This window comes from Ruegeria arenilitoris, assembly GCF_013031355.1.
Classification (GTDB): Bacteria; Pseudomonadota; Alphaproteobacteria; order Rhodobacterales; family Rhodobacteraceae; genus Ruegeria; species Ruegeria arenilitoris_C.
The window spans coordinates 151,557-175,728 of sequence record NZ_WPZO01000007.1 but is presented as its reverse complement, the minus strand read 5'-3'; the positions used below and the strand labels follow the sequence as shown (position 1 = coordinate 175,728).

The 24,172-nt window shown below is 59.2% G+C and carries 19 protein-coding genes; 4 read left to right on the top strand and 15 right to left on the bottom strand.

Going from position 1 to position 24,172, the window contains the following annotated elements; all coding sequences use genetic code 11:
• Positions 1 to 145: 145 nt before the first annotated feature.
• The 8 genes from GOX63_RS16935 to nadA all read right to left on the bottom strand — a co-directional run bounded on the left by GOX63_RS16935 (position 146) and on the right by nadA (position 11,630).
• Positions 146 to 2,827, bottom strand: a complete 2,682-nt coding sequence (locus GOX63_RS16935; RefSeq protein ID WP_170327761.1) for an arsenate reductase (azurin) large subunit — start codon at positions 2,825 to 2,827, stop codon at positions 146 to 148.
• A 14-nt stretch (positions 2,828 to 2,841) separates the two neighbouring features.
• Positions 2,842 to 3,411, bottom strand: coding sequence for an arsenate reductase (azurin) small subunit (locus GOX63_RS16930; RefSeq protein WP_170327762.1), 570 nt, complete (start codon positions 3,409 to 3,411; stop codon positions 2,842 to 2,844).
• 5 nt (positions 3,412 to 3,416) lie between these two features.
• Positions 3,417 to 4,604 carry a cytochrome-c peroxidase gene (locus GOX63_RS16925; RefSeq protein ID WP_254435990.1) on the bottom strand — a complete coding sequence of 396 codons (1,188 nt, stop codon included), beginning with the start codon at positions 4,602 to 4,604 and terminating at the stop codon, positions 3,417 to 3,419.
• Positions 4,605 to 4,615: 11 nt separating this feature from the next.
• Entirely contained in the window at positions 4,616 to 5,722 is a 1,107-nt protein-coding gene (locus GOX63_RS16920; RefSeq protein WP_254435989.1) for a cytochrome-c peroxidase, read from the bottom strand.
• A gap of 98 nt (positions 5,723 to 5,820) precedes the next feature.
• The gene (locus tag GOX63_RS16915) at positions 5,821 to 8,073 is read right to left on the bottom strand and encodes a hybrid sensor histidine kinase/response regulator (protein WP_170327763.1); all 2,253 of its coding nucleotides are present in this window, start codon (positions 8,071 to 8,073) and stop codon (positions 5,821 to 5,823) included.
• A gap of 85 nt (positions 8,074 to 8,158) precedes the next feature.
• On the bottom strand, positions 8,159 to 9,007 hold the full coding sequence (gene nadC / locus GOX63_RS16910; protein WP_170546503.1) for a carboxylating nicotinate-nucleotide diphosphorylase: 849 nt from the start codon (positions 9,005 to 9,007) through the stop codon (positions 8,159 to 8,161).
• A complete protein-coding gene (locus GOX63_RS16905) occupies positions 9,004 to 10,569 on the bottom strand; it encodes an L-aspartate oxidase (RefSeq protein ID WP_170327765.1) in 1,566 nt (521 codons plus the stop codon). Before GOX63_RS16905 ends, nadC begins: the two co-directional genes overlap by 4 nt.
• An 8-nt stretch (positions 10,570 to 10,577) precedes the next feature.
• Positions 10,578 to 11,630: a quinolinate synthase NadA gene (nadA, locus tag GOX63_RS16900; RefSeq protein ID WP_170327766.1), complete on the bottom strand. Its 1,053-nt coding sequence runs from the start codon at positions 11,628 to 11,630 to the stop codon at positions 10,578 to 10,580.
• 375 nt (positions 11,631 to 12,005) lie between these two features.
• On the opposite strand from nadA, the gene gntH reads away from it, so the two are divergent.
• Positions 12,006 to 13,262: a guanitoxin biosynthesis MBL fold metallo-hydrolase GntH gene (gene gntH, locus GOX63_RS16895; protein WP_170327767.1), complete on the top strand. Its 1,257-nt coding sequence runs from the start codon at positions 12,006 to 12,008 to the stop codon at positions 13,260 to 13,262.
• Positions 13,263 to 13,489: 227 nt separating this feature from the next.
• Here gntH and GOX63_RS16890 read toward each other — a convergent pair whose 3' ends face one another.
• Positions 13,490 to 14,428, bottom strand: a complete 939-nt coding sequence (locus GOX63_RS16890; RefSeq protein WP_217356209.1) for an alpha/beta hydrolase — start codon at positions 14,426 to 14,428, stop codon at positions 13,490 to 13,492.
• 243 nt (positions 14,429 to 14,671) lie between these two features.
• Here GOX63_RS16890 and GOX63_RS16885 point away from each other — a divergent pair, with 243 nt between their 5' ends.
• Positions 14,672 to 15,262, top strand: coding sequence for a TetR/AcrR family transcriptional regulator (locus tag GOX63_RS16885; RefSeq protein WP_170327768.1), 591 nt, complete (start codon positions 14,672 to 14,674; stop codon positions 15,260 to 15,262).
• Positions 15,263 to 15,512: 250 nt separating this feature from the next.
• Here the strand turns inward: GOX63_RS16885 and GOX63_RS23670 are convergent, their stop codons facing one another.
• Positions 15,513 to 15,674, bottom strand: coding sequence for a hypothetical protein (locus GOX63_RS23670; protein ID WP_217356208.1), 162 nt, complete (start codon positions 15,672 to 15,674; stop codon positions 15,513 to 15,515).
• A gap of 277 nt (positions 15,675 to 15,951) precedes the next feature.
• Here GOX63_RS23670 and GOX63_RS16875 point away from each other — a divergent pair, with 277 nt between their 5' ends.
• Positions 15,952 to 16,146, top strand: a complete 195-nt coding sequence (locus GOX63_RS16875) for a hypothetical protein (protein WP_170327741.1) — start codon at positions 15,952 to 15,954, stop codon at positions 16,144 to 16,146.
• A 120-nt stretch (positions 16,147 to 16,266) separates the two neighbouring features.
• Here the strand turns inward: GOX63_RS16875 and gyrB are convergent, their stop codons facing one another.
• Positions 16,267 to 18,684: a DNA topoisomerase (ATP-hydrolyzing) subunit B gene (gene gyrB / locus GOX63_RS16870; protein ID WP_170327769.1), complete on the bottom strand. Its 2,418-nt coding sequence runs from the start codon at positions 18,682 to 18,684 to the stop codon at positions 16,267 to 16,269.
• Positions 18,685 to 18,786: 102 nt separating this feature from the next.
• A complete protein-coding gene (locus GOX63_RS16865) occupies positions 18,787 to 19,359 on the bottom strand; it encodes a TetR/AcrR family transcriptional regulator (protein WP_170327770.1) in 573 nt (190 codons plus the stop codon).
• 99 nt (positions 19,360 to 19,458) lie between these two features.
• Between GOX63_RS16865 and GOX63_RS16860 the strand changes: the two genes are divergently transcribed.
• Positions 19,459 to 20,025 (top strand): carboxymuconolactone decarboxylase family protein, encoded by a 567-nt coding sequence (locus tag GOX63_RS16860; protein ID WP_170327771.1) that lies wholly within the window; start codon positions 19,459 to 19,461, stop codon positions 20,023 to 20,025.
• Here GOX63_RS16860 and recF read toward each other — a convergent pair.
• From recF to dnaA, 3 genes are all read right to left on the bottom strand, one after another.
• Positions 20,022 to 21,119 carry a DNA replication/repair protein RecF gene (recF, locus tag GOX63_RS16855; RefSeq protein WP_170546500.1) on the bottom strand — a complete coding sequence of 366 codons (1,098 nt, stop codon included), beginning with the start codon at positions 21,117 to 21,119 and terminating at the stop codon, positions 20,022 to 20,024. The genes GOX63_RS16860 and recF overlap by 4 nt on opposite strands.
• A 39-nt stretch (positions 21,120 to 21,158) precedes the next feature.
• Positions 21,159 to 22,280, bottom strand: a complete 1,122-nt coding sequence (dnaN, locus tag GOX63_RS16850; RefSeq protein ID WP_170327773.1) for a DNA polymerase III subunit beta — start codon at positions 22,278 to 22,280, stop codon at positions 21,159 to 21,161.
• Between the two features lie 225 nt (positions 22,281 to 22,505).
• Positions 22,506 to 23,903, bottom strand: coding sequence for a chromosomal replication initiator protein DnaA (dnaA, locus tag GOX63_RS16845; protein WP_170327774.1), 1,398 nt, complete (start codon positions 23,901 to 23,903; stop codon positions 22,506 to 22,508).
• Between the last annotated feature and the right edge of the window lie 269 nt (positions 23,904 to 24,172).

The following is a 24,172-nucleotide window of genomic DNA, read 5'->3' as shown; positions in this document are numbered from 1 at the left end:
GGTTGGGAGAGGTTGGGAAAGTGGAAGGCAGGTTTCCCAACCGATGCCTGCCTTCCAGGTGAACCGGGGGGCCGGTTCAAGGCCCCTTCTGCAGTGGGGCCGAACCCGGGGGGCGGCATGGCGTCCGCCCCCTGGAAAGCTGTCATCAGGCGATGTCGCGCGGTGCAAAGGACATCGTACGGAACGAGGTCTTGTAGGGGCTCGGCCCCAGTTTGCGCAGCTTGGCAACGCCCATCTTGTAGTTGTAGTTGCCACTGATCCAGTCGACGATCCGGCCCTCAAGCGCGTTGGCGGGCTGCTGCATGTGCAGGAAGTCCATGTAGACCACGCTCTTCTTGATGGCGGGCGTGACCATGGCCACGGCGGTGATCGCCGCTTTGGTCAGTTCGATATGCCCGTTCTCCATCAGTTTCGAGAACTGGAAGTCATCGCCTTCCACACCCAGCAGCGTGGTCTTGTTGCCCGGAACCCGTTCCGAATAGACCATCACATAGTCGCCGCTTTCGATGCCACGCTCGGCCGCATCGTCGGGGTGAATCTCAACCCAGTTTTCCGGCCAGCGCTGCACGATATACGGGCGGCGGCGGTCGTCGAAGCCGGATTGCCAGCGTTCGTTGATCCGGCCGGAGGTGGCCCAAAGCTCGCCTTCTTCCTTGTTGGGTTTCAGCCATTCCCAATAATCCGAGAACAGACCCCATGGCGATTTCTGGATGTTGCACTTGCCGGTCTGACTGTTGAAATGCGTCAGCTTCTTGTTGAACACATCCTTACCCGCTGCGCCGGTATCGGGCAGGGTTCGGGTCGTGTCGTGCAGACGCTTGGTTTCAATCAGCGTGACACCATCGGCATCCAGCATGACCGGGCATTGCACACCGTCGGTGCCAAACTCACGGACCTTCTGATGCAGCCCTTTGCCTTCCATCTTGGCCAGTCGGTAGACCGCGTGGAAGTCCTTGCGCGACCCGCGGGTAAAGCGCACGGCCTCTTCGGCGACCTCGTTCGAGTTCTGCCAGTCGAACCCGTCAAAGCCCATTCGCTGTGCGAGTTGCGCGATGATCCACCAATCGGGCTTGGCTGCACCGGGGGCGTCATAGAACTTCTGATACAGACGCAGGCGGCGTTCGCCGTTGGCCCGCAGGAAATCCTCTTCACCCCAGGTCGCTGCGGGGAACACGATGTCAGCGTAGCGGTTGCCGATCGGGTCCTGCAGGTAGATGTCCTGATTGATCACCACCATACCGCCGCTGTCGGCGCGGGCCTTCAGCGTGTCGATCATCTCTTGCTTGTCGAAAGAGGCGATCTGGTTCGGGTTGCGGACAGTGAGCTCCTCAAACTTGTCGGCCAGTTGCTGCGATCCGCACATGGACTGGATCCAGGTGGTGCCGATCACATGGGCCATACGGGTATGACCTGCGATCAGATACCGGTCGGTATCCATGGCGCGGCGACGGCGACCCGGCAGTTTCTCGGGCGATTTGTTGCGCGGGTATTTCCCGCCCTTCACACCGCCCCGCTGGTGCCCCCCGGCCCGGCCAATGACCTGACCCGGACGTCCACCACAGCCACAGATGATGCCCAGCGCGGAGATCGCCTGCGTGTTGCCGGTGTTGTTCGACCAGTAGAACCCTTTCTCGATCATGATCGAGGTTTTGGGGCGCGAGCCGTCATCCTTTGGTTTGGCAAGCCATTCGGCAGCAGTATAGATTTTCTGCACGTCGATCTCGGCCATGGCGGCTGCGTTCTCGGGCGAGAATTCGTCCTGCGACAGCAGCCACTCTTTCCAGTCCTCAAACCCTTTGGTCTGGAATTTGCCCCAGGTCGTGCGCCACTGCCATGGCGTGTTCCGGGTGCCCTGGCCGAAGCCCGACGAGCTTTCCCACTTGTTGTTGACCCATTTCTGAATCCAGTCGCTGTCTTCCCAGCCATTTTCCACGATGACGCGGGCGATGGCGTTGACGACCAGCAGGTCGGTGCCGGGCAAAACATCTATATGCAGGCCACCCATCTTTTCCGCATGGGCCACACCAGCGGAGCGGCGCGGGATCAGATAGATTTCCTTCTGACCGTTCTGCATCCCCTTCATCATCCACTGGGTATAGAGGATCGTCTTGGTCTCATACGGATCAGTACCGCAGACCAACAGAGTTTCCGCATCCCGCCAATCCTCATACGACGGGCCGAAATTGTCGAAACCTGCATCCCGGAAACCGGGGGTCGAGGTCACGTCGGATGGCGTGTCGTGGAAGGTGAAGTTCGCGGTGTTGATATGGCGCAGCGCGTATTTCGAAATCGCATAGGTGTTCTCGATATACTGATAGCTGAAGGTCTTCACGCCATAGGCATTGGTGCCGTGTTTGGCGATGACATGGTTGCCCACCTCAGCCGCCACATCCAGCGCCAGATCCCACGGAACCGGCATCAGGGTGCCATAGATCCGCATCAGTGGCGTCTTCAGACGGTCGCGCGTCGGTGTCTGCGGGTTATAGCATTTCTGCGCGATACACCCGCCCCGCAAGGAGCTGTCGCCGTCGGTGTTGACGTATTGCGTGTCCTTGTCGGGAATGATCACCACGTGGTGGGGCTGACCTTTGTGCAGAACGATATTGTGCTGGTTCGGCGCGACCCAGGCACCCAGCGGTGCAACGGGGAAATCCTCGCCGAATGCGTTTTCGTCCGCGGAAGGGCCGCCGGGTTTGGCCGTTACGGGCCAGCGATAGACTTTGTAACCACAGGCCACGATGCAGTAATCGCAGGCGGTCGAGATGACCTCGGCGCCTTTGGGCGGCAGCGGGACGTTGGTTTCGGGTACGTAATACGGGGTTGCCATGATACCGTCTCCCCTTATGCAATCAGGTTGTCGTAACGGCCGTAGATCAGGCCGAACATGCCAACGGCGTAGATGTCATCGCCGTCCAGTTCCAAAAGGACCTGCGGCAGCGACTGGTAGGCCTGCCCCGAGACGAGGATGCCGTGCCGTGTCACGTCATAGGTGGAAAGGTGCAGCGGGCACGGGCCCAGCACCTTGTGATCCGCTTTGTAGGTGTCATAGAGCGATCCGCCCTGATGCGTGCAGGTCAGGTTGAACGCCACAACATCCTTTTGCGGACCGATGCCGCCGCCGCTCTCCACGCCGGTCTTGACCAGGATCGAATCTGAATAGTCGCCCTCATCCGGGTAGTAGAATTCGACCGGGACATCCTGCTCCAGTTCGGAAAGTTTGCCGATCAGCTTGCGCGGATAGGTGGAGACCAAGGCGGGAACCTGTTCGGCCTGACCGTGACGGGTGGGCATCGCCACCATCACGGCAAAGGTCGTGGCACCCGAGGCGAACAGGAACTGGCGGCGGTTCACGGTGCAGGCTTTTTTGGCCTCGCCCGAACAGCTGCATCCGGTTGCGTTATGATCTGTCATGACGCTTACTCCTCTGCTGCAACCGCAGGAAGCGGCTGGTAGTCCGGCAGGTCGGGTTCCTCGATCAGGATTTCCTCGCCGGACAGGGATTTCAGGAAGGCCACCAGATCCGATTTCTCCTGGTCATTCAGACCAAGGGGTTGGATCAGCTGGGACTTGTTGGCCGAGAACTCGTTCTCGCCGCCGCCTTGGTTGTAGAATTCGACCACATCCTCAAGCGTCGCCAACATGCCGTTGTGCATGTAGGGTTCGGTATAGAGGGTATAGCGCAGAGACGGTGTGCGGAACTTGCCCTTGTCGGCCTTTTCCTTGGTGCGGAAATAGAAGCCGGGGTCGTCCTTGGTGTGGCGATACATCTCTTCGGTCGAGCCTTTGGCATACAGCTCATACCGGAAGGTAACCTGCGCCAGACCGTCATCCTGCCACCCGTCAAAAGCGGGCACGCCGGTGTTGTAGTATTTCTCATCCGACAGCAGCGCGCCGTTGTGGCATTCGGAACATTGCGCCTTGCCGGTGAACAGCTCCAGCCCGCGTTTCTGTTCCTCGGTCAGCGCCGCATCATCCCCGCGCAGGTAGTTGTCGAAGGGCGTGTCGGTCTGAACGATGGTTCGCTCAAACGCGGCGATGGCCCGCCATGCGTTACCGACGCGCGGCCACTGATCGCCGAAGACATCGTTGAACCGCTCCACATATTCCGGAACGAAGGCCAGTCGGGCCTCCATCATGTCGGCCTCGCCGTTCCCGGCGACCGCACCGCCTGCGGCGGATTTGGCCTGGCTCTCAAGGCTCTTGGACGAGCCCGCCCAGAACAGTTTGCCGTAATAGGCCGAGTTCACGATGGTCTGGCTGTTGCGCCAGTGGGTCGTGCCGGGATACCCGAATGAAATCGGAGCTTCGACATCCCAACCGATATCCGGCATGTGACAGGCCGAGCACGGTGTCGACGGGTTGCCACCCAGACGCGGATCGAAGAACAGCATCTTGCCCAGTTCGATCTTGGCGTCGGTCTGCGGGTTGTCCAGCGGAATTGGAGGCTCGCCCAATGCCACCAATGGCGCATCCGGGTCGGGGTCTGCCCCGCCAATACCGGCCTCAATCTCCATGCTGGTTTCCGCAATGGCCTGTGATCCCAGGACGGCAAACAGGGCAGCGGTGGCGATTGTGCCTTTGAAGTAAGACGAAAGGTCTTTCATGGGTCCACTCCTCAGTTTGTCGCGTCTTGCCAGTTTTCGATCGGCGCATAGTCCGTATCGATACCCTCGGCGACGAAGTCGGGGCCGGTCAGCGGCTCGCCGGACAACGCCTTGAGGAAGGCCACCAGCTGCGCTTGCTCGGTTTCGTTCAGGTTCAGCGGCTTGATGCGCGGATCCTTGTTTTCATCGTCACCGCCACCGGCGTTGTAGAAGGCCACCACGTCCTCGAGCGTTGCCAGCGAGCCGTTGTGCATATACGGCGCGGTATAGGTCAGTTCGCGCAGTGTGGGGGTCATGAAGGTGCCGAACGTGTCGGCGGTGTGGGTGCGGATGTACGCTCCGGGGTCGGCGCGCAGGTTCATGTAGTTCGCAACGCCCAGGAACTTCATCATCGCCACAAAGGTGATGTGACGTTCGGGGGTCGCCCAGATATCGGGGTTGTCGCCCACACCGATATTGTGCGGCAGGTCATCGGTGAACCGCTCGCCCGCGTGGCAGGAGTTACAGCCGCTGGCCTTGAACAGCTCATAGCCCGCCTTGGCTTCCTCCGACATCTCACCCGTGTCGAACGGAGCGCCACGCGAGATCAGCGTTTTCAGATATTCCGGGATTGCGTTGCGGACGCCGCCGTTCGAGGGCTCGCCAAATCCGGCAGCTTCAAACATCTCGACATAGACCGGGTCCTGCTTGATGCGTTCCTGCATCAGACGCATGTCCATGTTCATGGAATATGTCTCGGTGATACTTTCGCGGGTCACGTCATTCAGGTTGGTGCCGATCCGCCCATCATGGAACCACGCCGCGCGCTTGGCGCTGTTGATCAGCGTCGGCACGTTGCGGAAATGCAGGTTGCCCGCATAGGCATCCGACAGGGCCTGCCCGTCGGTGAAACCCAATTCCGGCTGGTGGCAGCTGGCGCAGGACAGCTCGGTATCGCCGGAAAGTCTTGGATCAAAAAACAAACGTTTGCCAAGGGCCGCCTTGGCTGGGTCGAACTCTATGGCTTCTACCGGGCCCGGCTCATCGGCCTGGGCCTGGTGTACCGGTAACGCAGCGCAGATCGTCAGCAATGAAACTGTCGACAGCGCCGAGAACCACGTTCTGGCTTTGGTCATCATCTGAAAGCCCCTTTATCGCTATTCCGATCACACGGGTTGGCCGAGGACCGGCTGAGCAAACCTTAGAGGGCAGATGTTTCGTGGTGATTTGATCCAGGTTAAGGTCTGTGAAGAGTTGTTAATTTTTGTTTCGAAACCTGATGCAAAGATGTGCGGATAATGCGTGCAAGACTTTGGACATCAACAGGTTTCTGAACGCGTACGGTCGAGTCGCCATCATCCGGCGTTTCTGCATCGTCAAAGTAACTGCTGACCAAAATGGTCGGAATATCGGGCCGCAGAGACCGCGCTGCGGCGATCAGATCGGTACCGGTCAGCCCCGGCATCATCAGGTCCGTCAAAAGGACATCATAGCTCTCGGGTGCTGCGCGAAACGCCTCCAGCGCCCGTTGCGGATCGGAATAGGCTTCGACCCGATAGCCATAGCGGGTCAGCAACCGGCGCGTAACATACAGGACGTTTTCATCGTCATCGACCAGCAGAACGTGTTCATCCCCGGCCACCGCGCGAAGCTCGGCCTGCTGTTCGGGGCTGAGCGCGGGCATCATCGGATAAAACAGACTGAACCGGGTGCCCTTACCGGGTTCCGAATGCAGCTCAACTCGGCCGTGGGATTCCTCGACACTATTATGCACGATGGTCAGCCCCAGACCGGTCCCTTTGCCCACCGGTTTGGTCGAGAAAAACGGCTCGAACACCTTTTGCTGTACCTCGTCGCTCATGCCCGGCCCGGTGTCGGCGACATCCAGACGGATCACGCCGATCGCCTCGTCCGGCAAATCATCGAGCGCGTCGTCATCCGCCCGGCTGATCCGCAGCACCACCTCACCGGGCTGGTCACCCATCGCCTCAAACGCGTTGTGACACAGGTTCAGCAGGGTCTGGAAAAACAGGGTGGTGTCGAAGTCAGAAAAGGCAGCGTCGATCTCAACGTCAAAGCGGGTCTCAATGCTGGGCGGGGCCGAGACCTTGATCAGCTCCAGCGCCTCTTGCGTAGCTTTCACCAAGTCACCGCGCTGCGGGTTGCGGGGGCGCTGGCGGGCAAAGGTCAGCATCTTGCGCACCAGCGCTTGCGCCCGCCGCGCCGCAATCCGGATATGACTGACCGAGGTCTGGACGTCCTCGTTCCCGTCGGCATCCAATTCGATCAGATCGGCGTTGCCGATCACGCTCATCAGCACGTTGTTGAAATCATGCGCGACCGAGCCCGCAAGGATGTTGACGGCCTCCATCTTCTGCACCTGAGCGAATTGTTCCCGGGTGCGACGGGTCTCGGTGATATCCTCGCCGATACCGATGTAATGCGTGACAGAACCGTTTTGATCCACCAGCGGGAAAATGGCCGTCGAGACCCAATAATGCGCGCCATCCTTGCGCAGGTTCCGAAACACGCCGTACCAGCTTTGGCCTTGTTTCAGCCGCACCATCAGGTCCTTGTAGACCCCCTGCCCGGAATAGCCCGACTGCAGCATTTTGGGCGTATGGCCATAGACCTCATCCGCCGTGTACCCGCTGAGGTCAAAGAATTTGCGGTTGGCGTATTCGATATTCAGATCGGTATCGGTGATCAGGATCGAGGTCGGGCTTTGTTCAACCGCACGGGCCAATTTGCGTTCGGCCAGTTCAACCTGCTCGCGCAAGGTCAGTTCGGCCTGCAGGCGCCGGTTGGTGCGCAGGATGTTGGCGATCAGCAATGTGGTCAGAATGGCGACCACCCCGACAAGAACGATCAGCCCGACCAGCAGAACCGAGAAGTTACGCACCAGCCGCTCGCCATCGGAAAACGCCCGCACCATGCCCGAGAGGCTGCGATCCCGCTCTTCGACCCACAGGGTTTCCAGCGTCGCCAAAGCCGCCAGCGCGCCGCTGTCATCGACGCGCACTCGGGTATCGATCTGTTCGGCGGTCTGGCCTGCGGCGATACCCTCTTCGATCAAGGGGATGTTGCCGGTGTATTCCAGGGCAACATCTTCGATCTGCCGCAAGGCGTCCAGTTCCACCTGCGATGGGTCCGAGTTGCGATAGGCCTGAATCGTCCCCAGCAAGCGGGCCGACTGCTGGCGCAGGATCGGGCCATAATCCGGGTCCTGCCGCAGCACGTAGTTCTTGAAGTTGTGAATCAGACCGCCATAGCCGAAATCCGCACGGATGTCGGAAATCCAATAGCCGCGCGGCGTGGTCTCGACCGAATAGCTGTGCCAGGCCTGCCGCATCTCGCCAATGCGATTGCCGGTTTCGCGCGACATATACAGAAACACCGACAGGATGATCACCAGCGCGATGCCGATTGCAAAGGCCACGGCAAGCGACCGCCCTGGATAACCCTCGACCACTTCGGGGACGTCTTTCATGCCTGCACCCTGACCAGAACATCTTTCAGGCCTAGGGTGTGTCACGTTTTGAAGATGCGCGCCACTTTTGTTCAGGCTGTGCGGCTTAGAAGTCCAGCCCGATATCGATGGTGCGGTAGGAATGAGTCAGCGCCCCGGACGAGATGTAATCCACCCCGGTCGCCGCCACGGCCGCCACCGTGTCACGGCTGATATTGCCCGAGGCTTCAGTGACGATCCGGCCATCTACCAGCGCGACCGCCTGTTTCAGGGTCTCGGGCGGCATGTTGTCCAGCAGCACCACGTCCGCGCCGCCGACCTCAAGCACTTCGGCCAGTTGGTCCAGCGTGTCCACTTCGATCTCGACTTTCATCATGTGCGAAGCGCGAGCCTTAGTGGCCTCGAGCACCGCCCGCACGCCCCCGGCGGCGGCGATGTGATTATCCTTGATCAGGATCGCGTCGGACAAAGAGAATCGGTGATTGAAACCACCGCCATGCAGCACCGCCTGTTTTTCGACAATGCGCAGGCCGGGCGTGGTCTTGCGGGTGCAAGTGATCCGAGCCTCGGTGCCTTTGGTCTCGGCCACCAGCGCCGCCGTTGCGGTCGCCACACCGGTCATGCGCCCGGCATAGTTCAGCGCCACCCTCTCGCCCGACAGGATTGAGGCCGCGCTGCCTTTGATTTCCATCAGCGTATCACCCGTAGCGCAGCGCTGACCGTCGGCAATATGGGTCGTGATCTGCAGCGACGGATCGACCAGACGGAATGCCAGCGCGGCAATCTGCATCCCCGACACCACCGCATCCTCGCGTGCGTTCAGCCGCGCGTTATAGGTGGCATCCGCCGGGATCACGGTCAGGGTGGTGATATCGCCATTGGTGCCCAGATCCTCCATCAGCGCCGCGCGCACCATGGGTTCCAGGATCATGTCGGGCAAAGCCGGGTAGTTCATGCTGCATCCTTTGCAATGCGGTCCCGCAGGGCCAGTGCCTCGGTCAGTGTCAGGGCCGAGCGTTGGCCGGGGCCGGGAATAAGGTCGGGGAAGTCGGATCGGTAATGCGCGCCGCGGCTTTCCTCGCGCAGCAAAGCGGCGGCGGTGATCAGCGTGGCCGTGGCGGTCATGTTGAGGAACACTTCGGACTCGGCGTGCTTGGCCTCAAGCGCAGCGATCTGCGTCAAGGCGTGGCGCAGGCCCGTTTCGTCGCGCACCACGCCCACATGTTCCGTCATGGTGCGGCGCAGGGCGGCTACATCCTGATCCAACGCGGCTTCGTCGCCGGAGGTCAGGTGGACATTCACTTCGGGCGCCGCCTGCGTGGTCATCTCATCTGCAATGTCCCGCGCGCAAGAGCGGGCAAAAACCAGCGCCTCGAGCAATCCGTTCGAGGCCAAGCGGTTCGCGCCATGCAACCCGGTCGAGGCCGCCTCGCCACAGACCCAAAGTCCCGTCAGAGAACAGCGCCCTGCCAGATCGGTTTCAACGCCGCCCATGTGATAATGCGCCGAGGCGGTCACCGGGATCGGGTCGTGCGCGGGGTCAACACCATTACGCAGACAGGCCTCGGTCACGGCGGGGAATTGCGTCGCGATCTCGGCCCCGATGGCTTTGCACGTGTCCAAAGCAGGGCGTTTGCCCGCCTGCGCCTGCTGGTAGACGGCGCGTGCAACCGTGTCGCGCGGGGCCAGTTCGGCATCGGGGTGGATGTCGGACATGAAGCGGTGGCCATCACGGTCGATCAGAATAGCGCCTTCACCGCGCAGCGCCTCAGTTGCCAATGGCGTCGGGTCTTCACCCACATCGATTGCGGTGGGATGAAACTGCACGAATTCCGCGTCGGCAATCCGGGCACCGGCACGGGCAGCCATGCCGATCCCCTGCCCCCGGATACGCGCCGGATTGGTGGTCTGGGCATAGAGGCCAGATGATCCGCCGGTGGCCAGTACATGCGCCGCACCGCGCAACAGAACGGTTGGCGCTGCGGCCATATCTGCATTGGTCAGGTAAACGCCGGTGACCTGGGCGCCGTCACTTTCCAATCCGACGGCCTGCACGCCTTCGATCACCTGAATCTGAGGGGTCTGGCTCAGTTCCTCGATCAGCGCACGCATGATCTCGGACCCGGCCTGATCGCCCTTGACCCGCACCACCCGCGCCGCGGAATGCGCGGCCTCTCGCGACTGCACAAACCCGCCATCGGCGGTGCGGTCGAACCCGGTACCAAGGTCGGACAGGTCATAGATATGCTCGGGTGCGGCCTGGGTTACGAACTCGGCCACCTCACGCAGAACCGACCCGGCGCCAGCGCGCATGGTATCCTCTGCATGGGCTTCGGGGCTGTCCGTCCGCGCCATCGCCGCTGCGACGCCACCCTGCGCCCAGGCCGAGCTTGCGCCTGACCCCAAAGGCTCGGGCGAGATCATCACGACCGGACAAGGGGCCAGCTTCAGCGCGGTATAAACCGCCGCCAGCCCGGCCCCGATGATGACCACACGCGGCGTCTCAACGATCTGCATGTCGCCGATCAAATACCCAGTTTACGTGACAAATCGATCATGCGCTGCACCGACAGGCGCGCCTTGTCGGCCACGTCCGCGTCAACCTCGACCTGCCCGGTCATGGTGTCCAGCGCGAACAGCACCTTTTCCAGCGTGATCTTCTTCATGTACGGGCACATGTTACAGGGGCCGACAAACTCGACCTCGGGCAATTCGTCGGCGATGTTGGACGCCATCGAGCATTCCGTGATCAGCAGCGCCTTTTCCGGCTTCTCATCGGTGACATATTTGATGATGCCGCTGGTCGAACCCGAGAAGTCGGCCTCGGCCACAACGTCCGGCGGACATTCGGGATGCGCGATCAGGCGCGTGCCCGGATTCCATTCGCGGAAGTCGCGCAGGTCATTGGCGCTGTACTGTTCATGGACGATGCACGAGCCTTCCCACCAGACCACGTTCTTCTGTGGAACGTCACGGGCCACGTTCTGCGCCAGATACTGGTCCGGGGTCATGATGACCGTGTCGCTGTCCTGCGCGGCAACGATCTGTGCCGCGTTGGACGATGTACAGCAGATGTCCGAGGCCGCTTTGACCTCGGCCGTGGTGTTCACATAGGACACCACTGGTGCGCCGGGATAGCGGCGGCGCATTTCCTCGATCCCCTCGGCGGTGATCGATTCCGCCAGCGAGCATCCAGCCTCCATATCCGGCATCAGCACTGTTTTCTGCGGGCTGAGGATTTTGGAGGTTTCGGCCATGAAATGCACACCGCATTGCACGATTACATCCACCTCGACCTCGGTTGCCTTGATCGCCAGTTGCAGGCTGTCGCCGCCAAAATCGGAAATGCCGTGGTAAATCTCGGGCGTCATATAGTTATGACCCAGAATGACCGCGTTGCGCTCGGTTTTCAGGTCGTTGATCGCCTTCACATAGGGCGCATAGATCGCCCAATCCACGGGCGAGACCACGCGCGACATGCGGTCGTAGATATCGCTCATGCTTTCGGCAAGCTCGGGCGACGGGGCTAGGTCATACTTTTCGGAGAGATGCGCGCGCTGCGCGGGTAGGTCGAACACGGGACTGTTTTTCTGCCTGATGAACTCGTGACGCTGTTCATATGGTGTTTGTGGCGAATTTACCACCACCCAGACCAGAAGAATGTTCTGATATCGCTAGCGTCGGCGGAATTATCTTGCCGAAGCGTGTAATCCCAAGGCCTTACACTCACACGTGGCGAGGGTCGCCGTGGTCGTCATGACCATCTTAACCGCCCGCTGCGGATCAACCCCATCCTGATGACGGGACCGAATCCCAACAGCAACCTGCATAAGGCTGTCCACTTGGCCTGTCAGAGCAAGACTTGCCATGTGCATTCCAAAATTGCGATGCTTTGATGAGTCGAATCCGCACAGTTGTACGTTCTGTCAGAGTCCTAGTGGGGGAGATTTTCAATGTTGTTTTCTAAGTTTTTTGTACGCGCAATGGCACTTGGAGCGGGGATATTCGCTTCGTCTGCCACGAGTTTGGTTGCGGAAAACCAAGGTCCTACTGAATGGTCTAGAACCGAGCCTTATCCCAACCAGACCGTATATTACCCTGGAACAGAAACCCTTGGCCCTGACGAAATGAGGGTCGTCGCTTGTGGAACGGGCATGCCGCAGCCGCGCCTGAAACAGGCTGCTGCGTGTTTCCTGGTCGAGTTGGGCAATGGTGAAAAGTTCATCTTCGATATGGGTGAAGGGTCGTATGAACGGATTATGGCGCTTGGGATTCCCTTGGATCAGTTGGATAAGGTCTTTTTAGGCCATTTGCACCTTGATCACGCAGGCGATTTTCCGGCGTTCTATTTCACCGGCCCTGTGAACAACCGCCTGACACCTGTACGTCTTTGGGGCCCTGCGGGGATCAAGCCCGAATGGGGAACAAAGTCCTGGGCAGACCACATGATGAAGATGTGGGCTTGGGAAGAAGCGACCCGAGGCGCGGCGGTCGACCCGCGCGGCTTGCAGCTTGAAGTGAACGAGTTCGACTGGAAAGCTGTAAACAACGTCATCTATGACGAAAACGGTGTTCAGGTCCGAACGCTACCAGCCATTCACGGTGAGCAGGCTGTGAGTTTTCTGCTGGAATGGAATGGCCTCAAATTTGCGTTTTCGTCCGATACGCTTCCGACGCGATGGTGGAGAGAGCATGCAGTCGGTGCGGATCTGGCCATCCATGAGTGCTTCACCCCGCCTGAGTTCATGATCGAGAAATACGGATTTGCACCATCGGAAGCGATTTTTGTGGGCTCACAAGGGCACACCGCTGCGCAAGCCTTCGGCAAGATTATGTCTGATACTGCGCCGCGGCTGGCGGTTTGCTATCACTTCCAAAACGACCATGACATCGCGTTGGCCGTCTATTCGGCAATCCGGGAAACCTACGACGGCCCCTTGGATCTGGCAGCTGATTTCATGACGTGGAACGTAACGAAAGATGCAATTCGTACGCGTCAGGGCGTACCGAATGAGGAATCGTTCCCGGCGCCGGTTCAGATGGCCAAGCAGCCCCCGGACTCTGCCGCGGAGTTCCCTTTCTCTGAGTTTGATCTTGAGAGTATCGACCGCGGCGCCGCACAAGCCACGAACGATATGATCGATGCGTTCAACGAACGCTCGGGAAATAATGAGGTAGGGGCATATACCAGCCTTCCCTTTGCCGAATAGTCAAAAATGGCGCCCAAAAGCCCTCGATTTGAGCTCTCTAACGCTGTTTTGTCCGCTTGGCTGGCGGTTCCCTTGGGCACAGCGGACAAAGGATGTAGCTGCGCTCATAACGTTGCGCTGTTCGAAAAGCCCGTCAAACTCGACGGGCTTATGTCATAGGCTGCTGCAAGGGCAAACCAGGCGCGAATGGAAGGCAGAACTCATACCATGACCTCTGCCTAGCCTGTTTACGCGTTGAAGAACTCTGCCACAGCGTCGGTGGAAGCCTTGACCGCCTCGGGTTTGTAGTAGAAGTCCACGTGGCTGAATTCGTCGAAGGCCAGTTCTTGGTGGTCATTGGTCAGCTTCTCAACGAATGCGGTTGAGCAGATCGCCGTCGAAGCAGAGGTGCCGTAGATGGTCAGTGACGGCTGCGCGATCTTGTCGGCATAGGCTTCGCAGATCGAGAACAGTGACTGCATGGCCTGATCGCCGATGTGCATATTGGTGTAGGTCGCAACCGCAACCGGACCTTTGACACCGTCACGACCGTAGTAGTCATAGGTCTCGCCAGCCATGGCCGGATAGGCGGCCGCTGCAGTGAACTCTTCGCGGGACATTTCGTCGTTCAGACCGAACGGGGCGACATAGTCCGGCTCACCGGTCTCATATTGCTTCTGCATCGATGTGTTGGCACCGGCGATCATCTGGTTGACCATATCGCGGTCGGTCCACTGGAACGCATCTGTCGCCATCATGCCCGACACCATCGCGATTTTCTTGATGCGGTGGTCTGTCACGGCGGCCGATGCGATGATCGAGCCGCCCTGGCAGACGCCCAGGCCGTGGATTTCTTCAACGAAGGGCAGAGTGCCCAGGTAAGACACCGCGTCCCAGGTGTTTTCGATCAGACGGAACATGTAGCGCGCCTGCTTGAACTCACCCGGAAGCGCCGGGGATTCACCCATGCCCAGATAATCAAAACCCAGATAGATGAAGCCACGCGCGGCCATTTCCGGGCCGTAGGTTGCCGGAATTTGGTCCTTGACCTGTGGGAACGGGCTGGCGCCCACGATTGCCTTGTACTTTTTGGTCTCATCGAAACCTTCGGGAAGGTAAAGATCGCCAACCAAATCCACACCAAAGGATTTGAACGCTACTTTATTTTTGCCAGCAGTAAGGGCCATATCAGAAAGTCCTTCGTTAGAGGGTTGTGAGGTTTGTTTTGCATTTGCTCCCCAGCCCGCGAGAGACAACAAGGAAGCGATGGAGGCGGTTTGGAGGACATTGCGTCGTGAAAGTTTGATCATGGTCATGCTCCGCTTTCTCGGGTTGGTCGGCACCTTGCCTTGCAAAAGTACATGATGGTGTTTACTTATGGCATCACACACAACTTGTAAATAAGGCTATTTACTTTTAAGGTTGAAATCGTGAAACGCACTGAAAAAAAACGAAAAGACATCATCGATGCAGCTATCGATGAGTTCCGTGAGCAGGGCTTTCTCGGGGCAACGACAACCTCCATTGCCAAAAAAGCGAACGTATCGAGTCGCACGCTCTACAATCACTTCGAGAGCAAGGAGGCCCTGTTCGAAGCAATTTCTGAGATCATGATCGAGCGGAACTGGAGCATGGACCCGGTACCCTATGACCCGGATCGCGACTTCGTCGAGCAATTGAAGGATGCTTTATGGCGCTATGTCGAAGTGATCACGGAAGAGACTGCCATAGGATTGAACAGGATGGTCATCTCAGAACTGATCCGTGACCTTGACCGTTCCCGGCAGTTCTTCAAAGAAAGCGAAACGCACAATTATCCAATAACGAGGCTGATCAGCGAAGCCATGGATGCAGGCGTGATCCGGAAAGCCGATCCGGGTTTCGCGACCAATCAGCTTCTGATGCTCGTCAAAGGCTTCTTTTTCTGGCCGGAGTTTTTCCTCGGCGAGAGCCCGACATCCAAAGACGTGTTGGACGATTGCGTCGCGATGTTCCTGGCACACTACAAAGCTGACGTTTGACCAGCCATTGCGAATGGCAGCTTCTTTGGGCAAATAAATCGAAGAAAATTAATGGCTTGAATCTCTGCTTCAGGCTGCAGTCGGTAAATGATACTCAATACAGAACACGACTTAGTGCCCATATCTAGCAAAGCCGCAAGTGCGCGCGCAAACGTCCGCCACCCGAACAGTGGTATGACGGCGCCCACCAGTTAACACGGTGTGAGGTCATTGCCGTTTGTCGTGTTGTGCGGCTGGTTGAGGTGTCGGGTCAGACGCTTGCGGAACATGCATAGGGCGAGGGGGTTTCGCGTGCCCTGTTTTGTGTAAAGAACGATACGGCCAATAGCACGACACCAACCAGCGCTGGGATAAATCCACCGTCACTGACGTTGACATGCGCCGAAACCGCCAGCAGCAGAAGGAAGAACATGGCCGCATCGGCAAGGTCGGGCAGCTAAACCGGGCGACGCACCAAAATTGCGATTGCGCCAAGAACCTTTGCGAACATCAGAACGGAAACAAGGTACAGCGGAGCCCCGAGTGCGGTTTATGCCGCGTTGACCATATCCCTCTGAGTCGCATCGAGGGCAGCTCCTCCAAAGTACATAAGAGCAATCAGGCCGGTTGAACTCCAATACACCATTTTGATTTTGTTCCTGTTGATTTCCTTACGCACTTTTTTGCTCGCATGAAGAAAGGAGAGGAAAATGCCTGCGAAAGAAGAAGAACAGCCTTTGATGAAATATCGGCACCGCATCGAGTATGATTTGACCCCTACGGGCAGATCACTGATATTGCCGCTTCACACTCTCTGGGAATGGGCAGCCGAAAAGAGAGAAGACATCGATAATTCCCGCGCGGCATATGACCAGCGTGTAGCCGCGAAAACGCAAAGCACCTGATGTACCGGTCCGACAAGCAGTTGGAAATAAACCGACGACGAAACTGTAGTATCGGCAACCGCGCTGGGGTGACACCTCAGGTCGCGATTGCCGCCAATTATCTTAGACCAGACAACAGGACTAGAAATCCAGGTTCTCGACGCTCAGTGCGTTTTGCTGGATGAACTCGCGGCGCGGTTCCACCACGTCGCCCATCAGCTTGGTGAACAGGTCGTCAGCCTCGACCATATCATCCACGCGCACCTGCAACAGCGTGCGGGCATCCGGGTCCAGCGTGGTTTCCCACAGCTGATCCGGGTTCATCTCGCCCAGACCCTTATAACGTTGCAAGGACAGACCTTTTTCGCCCTCTTCCAGAATGGCGCGCAGCAGGTCAAGCGGGCCATGGATCGCCTGCATGCGATCGCGGCGAACCAGCGTGGCCGGGGTGTTGTAGACCTCTTGCAGGCTTTGGGTGAAGCTGCCGGTTTTACGGGCCTCACCCGAGCGCAGCATCGGGCCGTCCAGCGTGCGCACCTCTTCCACGCCGCGCAGGATGCGGGCCAGACGGATACCGTGGTCCTGCGTGATCCGGCCCTGCCAGCCGCGCTCATATTCCAGCGCGATCAGGTCGAGACGGGCGGCGACCTTGTCGGCCACGCCTTGCAGGTCGGCATCAACCGCACCCGGCACAAAGGCGCCTGCGACGGCGGCTTGTTCCAGAATGTGACGCGGGTAGTGGGTCGGGAACGCGTCCAGCACGCGTTTCAGCTGGCGTGCCTCGTCGACGACCCGGGTCAGGTCCTGACCGATGATCTCTTCGCCCGAGCCGAGTTTCAGCACCGCGCCCTCGACGCCTTGGTTGATCAGGTAGTCATCCAATGCTGCCTGGTCTTTCAGATAAACCTCTGATTTACCGCGCGAAACTTTGTATAGCGGTGGCTGCGCGATATAGAGGTATCCTCCTTCGATCAGCTCCGGCATCTGCCGGTAGAAGAAGGTCAGCAGCAGCGTTCGGATGTGTGCGCCGTCCACGTCCGCATCGGTCATGATGACGATCTTGTGGTAGCGCAGCTTTTCGATGTTGAACTCATCGCGGCCAATGCCGGTGCCCAGCGCCATGACGAGGTTGCCGATCTCCTGGCTCGACAGCATCCGGTCAAACCGCGCGCGTTCCACGTTCAGGATTTTACCGCGCAGGGGAAGAACCGCCTGAGTCAGCCGGTCTCGGCCGGTTTGCGCAGACCCACCCGCCGAGTCACCCTCGACCAGGAAAACTTCGGTCTTGGACGGGTCCTTCTCGGAACAATCTTTCAGTTTACCGGCGAGATAGTTCACATCCATTGCCGTCTTGCGGCGGGTCAGTTCACGGGCCTTTCGGGCGGCTTCTCGGGCCAAAGCGGCCTCGATGATCTTGCCGACGATCCCCTTGGCCTCGTTCGGGTTTTCCTCGAACCACTCGGCCAGTTTTTCGTTCATCAACCCTTCGACCGCCGGGCGAACCTCGGACGAAACCAGCTTGTCCTTGGTCTGGGACGAGAATTTCGGGTCGGGTACTTTCACCGACAACACGCAGGTCAGGCCTTCGCGCGCGTCGTCGCCGGTGAAGTTGACCTTTTCCTTCTTCGCGATCCCGCTGGACTGTGCATAATTGTTGATCGTCCGAGTCAGGGCGCCGCGGAAACCCGCCACATGGGTACCACCATCGCGCTGCGGGATATTGTTGGTGAAGGGCAGAACCGTCTCGTGGTAGCTGTCATTCCACCACATCGCGATTTCAACGCCGATATCGTCGCGCTCGCCCTTGATATAGATCGGCTCCGGCATCGCCGGGGTCTTCGAGCGGTCGAGGTATTTGACGAACTCTTTGACGCCGCCTTCATAGAACAGCTCTGTTTCCAGACGCTCCGCTGGGCGTTCATCGATCAGGATAATCCGCACGCCCGAGTTCAGGAAGGCCAGCTCGCGCAGGCGCTTCTCCAGCGTCTCGAACGAGTATTCGAGGTTCGAGAACGTATCGGTCGAGGCTAGGAACCGCACCTCGGTCCCAGTCCTATCACCGCATTCGCCGACGACCTTCAGATGTTCCGCCGTCTCGCCGCCCTCAAAGCGCGCGACATGTTCCTTGCCCGCACGCCAGATGCGCAACTCCAGCCAATCCGACAGCGCGTTCACCACCGAAACGCCCACGCCGTGCAGACCGCCCGACACCTTGTACGAGTTGCTGTCGAACTTACCGCCCGCGTGCAACTGGGTCATGATGACTTCGGCCGCCGAGACCCCCTCTTCCGGGTGGATATCGACCGGAATTCCGCGGCCGTTATCGCTGACCGAAACGCTGGAATCGGCGTGAATTTTCACAGTCACATGGTCGGCGTGACCGGCCAGAGCCTCGTCAATTCCGTTGTCCACAACCTCATAGACCATGTGGTGCAGGCCCGAGCCGTCGTCGGTGTCACCGATATACATACCGGGACGTTTGCGAACCGCCTCTAAGCCTTTGAGAACTTTGATGGAATCAGCGCCGTATTCTTGTGGTGCCTGTGCGTCTTCGGACATGCCGTTAGTACCTATATTATTTTGGTAACTTATACGTTTTCTGGTGGGGATTGTCACGCGCTCCCCCAATATTTTGTGGGTCCGAGGGGCTTTATTTGCGGATCAAAGCCGATCGAGGTCCGCCGCGATATCCTCGGCGATTTCCGCCGCGTTCACATCGTCGCGCTCGGCGGACAAGCGCAGCCCCAGAAGGTCGGATTGATACCGCGCTGCAAGGCGGTTTGGGTCGCGGCCGGGGGCGATCTCTCCGGCCTCCTGTGCGCGGCGAAACAGGTCCGCAAAGCAGGACTTCATCGCAACCATATGGATGCGCGCCTGACCGGCCAGATCATGATCCTTGGCCTGCAATTCGGCATAGGTCTTGGCCAACATACACGCTTTGGTCGGCAGTTCCGACGCCTCGACCACGCGACGCGGCTGCGCCTTGAGTGCACCGAGCGGCCCGAGTTCCTCTGCCAGTGCCATCATGTTTGCGACCCCGTCCTGCGCATAGCGCTCCAGCGCGAGGGCATAGAGCGCATCTTTGGACCCGAACGCCGCATAAAAGCTGCCCGGCTTCAGCTTCAACTCCCGCTCCAGATCCTTCAACGATGTCCCGGCCCAGCCTTGACGCCAGAAAATGTCACGTGCCTGCGCGATCAGCGCATCGCGATCATAGGAAGGTTTGCGGGGCATCATCTCACCAATACTTGAACGTCCGCTCAAATATATACTTGAGCGATCACTCAAGAAACCCTATTTCTGTCTCATCACGCCAGAAACAGGAGTTCCGACATGGCCAATTTCCCGTCTCATGACCTCGAATCCGCGCCCGAAGGGTCCAAACCGCTGCTCGAGAAATCTCAGGCCGCATTCGGTCGCCTGCCCGGCCTGCACAAGGTAATGGCAGAAAGCCCGCAGCATCTGGAAGGCTATCAGGTTCTGCACGGCCTGTTCATGCAGACCGATTTCGACAATGACGAGAAAACCGTCGTCTGGCAGACCATCAACGTTGAAAACGAGTGCCACTACTGCGTGCCCGCCCACACTGGCATCGCCAAAATGATGAAGGTCTCGGACGAGATCACCGAAGCCCTGCGCAACGAAACACCGCTGCCGAGCGCCAAGCTGGAAGCGCTCCGCACCTTCACCCTGCAAGTGATGGAGACCCGCGGCAACCCGACCGAGGAACAGTTGCAGGCGTTCTTTGACGCCGGTTACTCGCACCGCGCCGTTCTGGACGTGGTGCTGGGTTTGGCACAGAAAACCATGTCGAACTACGTCAACCACATGGCAAAAACACCGGTGGATGAGGTCATGCGCGGCTTCTTGTGGGAACGCAAAGTCGGCGAACCAGCCTAAGTGGCGACAACCGAGCCCTCATCGCCTTCAGTCACGATCAGCGTTTGGGCCCGGTCACCCAACTCCGCAAACAGCTCAGGCCCGGTGCCTGTCATCCAGGCCTGAGCCCCCAGCGCGCAAATCTCATCATAAAGCGCCGCGCGCCGCCGGGCATCCAAGTGTGCGGCTACCTCATCCAGCAACACGATCGGAGGCGCCCCTACCATTCCGGCCAGCGCCCGCGCGTTCGACAAGATCAGCGAGACAAGCAGCGCCTTCTGCTCTCCGGTCGAGCAATCCTTGGCCGGAACGCCCTTGGCGGCGAATACGCCATACAGATCCGACCGATGCGGCCCGACCAACGTGCGCCCTGCCCCCAGATCGCGGAACCGGCTTTCATTCAGCGCCTCGCGCAGATCCTCGGCCGATTCGGGCATCGCCCCTTCAGTCTGTACCAGCTCCAGATCGGCCGACGGGAAAGCGGTTTCCGCCTGCTCCTGCGCCGCCCTCAAGTGACCCAACGCCGCCAAGCGCGCCACGTGAATGCGATGACCGGTTGCGGCCATCTGCCCCTCAAGCGCCGCGTACCAATGCGCATCGCGCACCTGCTCTTTCAATAGACGGTTCCGTTCGCGCATGGATTTTTCATAAGTCAGGGACGCTTCGGCATGAGCCGGGTCGAAGCTCAGCGCGATGCGATCCAAAAACCGCCGCCGCCCTTCCGCACCTTCGATCCACAACCGATCCATCGACGGGATCAGCCAGACCACGCGCGCCAGCTTACCCAAATCGATCTGGCTAACCGCCTTGCCATCAATCCGGACCTGACGCGCCGCGCCCCCTTCGGACCATGTTTCGATTTCGTAATTCTGCCCCTGTGCATTCAGCAACCCGGACAGCTTCCAGCCCAGCGCCTCGGGACGCCGGGTCATCTCGGCCGCACTCGCCCGGCGCATCCCGCGACCGGGTGAGAACAACGACACCGCTTCAAGAATATTGGTCTTGCCGGCCCCGTTCGGCCCATGAATGGCCACCGGCCGCCCATCCAAAGACAGCCGCGCCAGCTTGTGAGACCGGAAATGCGAGACCGTAAGTTCGGTCAGGGCCAAAGTCATGACCCCTCCCTTCCGTTAAGGATCACCCCGCAGGGTCGATCAGACGCGCATCGGCATGACAACGTAGACCGCGCTCTGATCATTGCCTTCGCGCATCAGCGTCGGATCACCGGCCGAGTTGAACAGGAACACCGCGTTCTCACGGTCCACCTGCGAGGCAATCTCGAGCAGGTACTTGGCGTTGAAGCCGATCTCCAGCCGCTCATCGCCATAGGCCACGGCCAGTTCTTCCTCGGCGGCACCACTGTCCGGTGCGTTGACCGACAGAACCAGCTTGTCCGCATCCAATTGCAGTTTCACCGCGCGCGAGCGTTCGGACGAAACGGTGGCAACCCGGTCAACGGCCTGCGCGAACTCGGCGGCGTCCACTTCCAGCTGGCGGGTATTGCCCTGCGGAATCACGCGGGTGTAGTCGGGGAACGTGCCGTCGATCACTTTCGACGTCAGCGTGATGTCGGGTGTTGCGAAACGGATTTTGGTTTCGCTGACCGAAACGGCGATGTCCATCTCATCATCATCCAGCAACTTGCGCAGTTCGCCTACGGTCTTGCGCGGCACAATCACGCCAGGCATGTCTGCGGCGCCATCCGGCAGGTCGGCGTCGATGCGGGCCAGACGGTGGCCATCGGTGGCCACGCAGCGCAGCACCTTGCCGCCTTCGGACCCATCGGCCACGTGCATATAGACACCGTTCAGGTAATACCGGGTCTCTTCGGTCGAGATGGCAAATTTCGATTTGTCGAACAGCCGCCGCAGCAGCGCGGCCGAAGCCGTAAAGTTCGACTGATATTCCGAGGACGCCATCACCGGGAAATCCTCTTTCGGCAAAGTCGCCAGCGAGAAGTTCGACCGGCCCGCCTCAACGGTCAGGCGGCCAGCGGCACTGTCGGCAGTCAGAGTTACCAGCGCGCCATCGGGAAGTTTGCGCACGATCTCATGCAGAGTGGTGGCCGCTACCGTGGTTGCACCTGCCTTCTCCACCTGCGCCGGGGCCTTGTCGACCACTTCGATATCCAGGTCGGTGGCGCGGAACATGGCCTGATCGCCTTCGGCCTCGATCAACACGTTGGCAAGTATGGGAATGGTGTTGCGACGTTCGACAACAGATTGGGCCTGGGAAACGGCCTTGAGAAGGGTGCCGCGTTCGATGCTGATCTTCATACCCTAATTCCTCTGACTTGCGTGCCAACATGGGCGGGACTGGCACGTTAGCGGTTCCACCCTGAGGCACAAGGATTTTTTATGGTTTTCTGGGTCGGAACGCCCAATGCGTCAAGGGCCGCGTGGCCCGGCGGGCACAGTTCCAGGGTAAACGTGGATTAAAGCGCACAAAAAAGCCCCGGGCACGAAGGTCCGGGGCGTTTCCTGAGGGGCTTGAGGTAAGTCTCAGGCTTCCAGCGCGCGGCGCAGCATTTCCACGTCTTCGGCAATCTGGCCGTCGGTGGTTTTAAGCTCTTCGATGCGTTTTACACCATGCATGACAGTGGTGTGGTCACGCCCGCCAAAACGGCGGCCAATCTCGGGCAGCGAGCGGCTGGTCAGTTGCTTGCACAGATACATTGCCACCTGACGCGGGCGGGCATAGGACCGCAGGCGCTTGGGGCCGATGATGTCTGACAGACGGATGTTGTAATAGTCGGAGACTTTGCGCTGAATCTCTTCGACAGTGATCTTTCGCTCGGACGCGCGCAGCACGTCAGCCAGACAATCCTGCGTCAGCTCCATGTCGATCTCACGCCCCACCAGCGAGGCAAAAGCGAACAGACGGGTCAGGGCACCTTCCAGCACGCGAACGTTGGTCGAGATGCGATGAGCAAGGAATTCCAACACGCCATCGGCAATGGTCAGGTCGGGATATGTATTGCTGTACTGCTGCACCTTGTTCTGCAGGATGCCCAGACGCAATTCGTAATCGGTCGGGTGCAGGTCGACGACCAGACCGCATTGCAGACGAGATTTCACGCGGTCTTCCAGATCCTTGATCTCGCCGGGGGCGCGGTCGGCCGAGATGATGATCTGCTTGTTCTGGTCCACCAGCGCGTTGAAGGTGTGGAAGAATTCTTCCTGAGTCGAATCCTTGCCCGCGATGAACTGCACGTCATCCACCATCAGCACATCGACCGAACGGAACAGATGTTTGAAATCCATCATCCGGCGCTCACGCAGCGCGCGCACGAAGCGGTACATGAACTGTTCAGCGGACAGGTACAGCACATTCAGTTCGGGCCGCTTGGTTTTCAGCTCCCATGCAATAGCGTGCATCAGGTGGGTTTTACCCAGACCGACGCCACCATAGAGAACCAGCGGGTTGAAAGTGACGGGACCACCTTCCGCGACACGGCGCGCGGCGGCATGCGCCAGCTCGTTGGGTTTGCCGACCACGAAGCTGTCAAAGGTGAAACGCGCGTCCAATGGTGCGGCCTGCAGTGATTCCAGCGCATCACCTGACACCTCGGCCTGCTGTGACAGAGACTGGGGTTGCGGCGCGACCTGCGCGACCGCGGGCGCGGATACGGATTCGTTGGACGGTCGCACTGGCGAATTGGCGGCAACGCGAAAGGCCAGGCGCTGCACCGTTTCCCCTGCGGTGTTCATCTCGTACAGGATGAGATCCGCAAAGTTCTGGCTTACATAATTGCCCATGAAATTCGTCGGCACCGAAAAAACGGCTACGCCATCCTGCAGCTCTTGGAATTCAAGAGGTTCGATCCAGGTGGTGTAGTTGTTCTTGCCGACTGCCTTGAGCAATTTGTTACGTAGTTGTCCCCATTTTTCTTGTGTCATCAAGCGCCTCACGCATCCCATTCTTTATTGGCCTGTCGGCCTTATTACCCAGTTCCGGTTACCCGGTTATTTTGCGTTCACTCGCAACAGGATACCCACACGCCAAACCACGTTGGTCTGGCGGGACTGTCCCCAGAACTCAGCACAGCCTGACAAGTGGCCACCCGAAAAGAGGGCACCCCATGAGCCGGGTTGCGCGTCGCAAACATATTTTTTTAGACAGGGCTCAGATCTTCGGTGACCCGAAGACCTTTAGCAGATCAACAAAC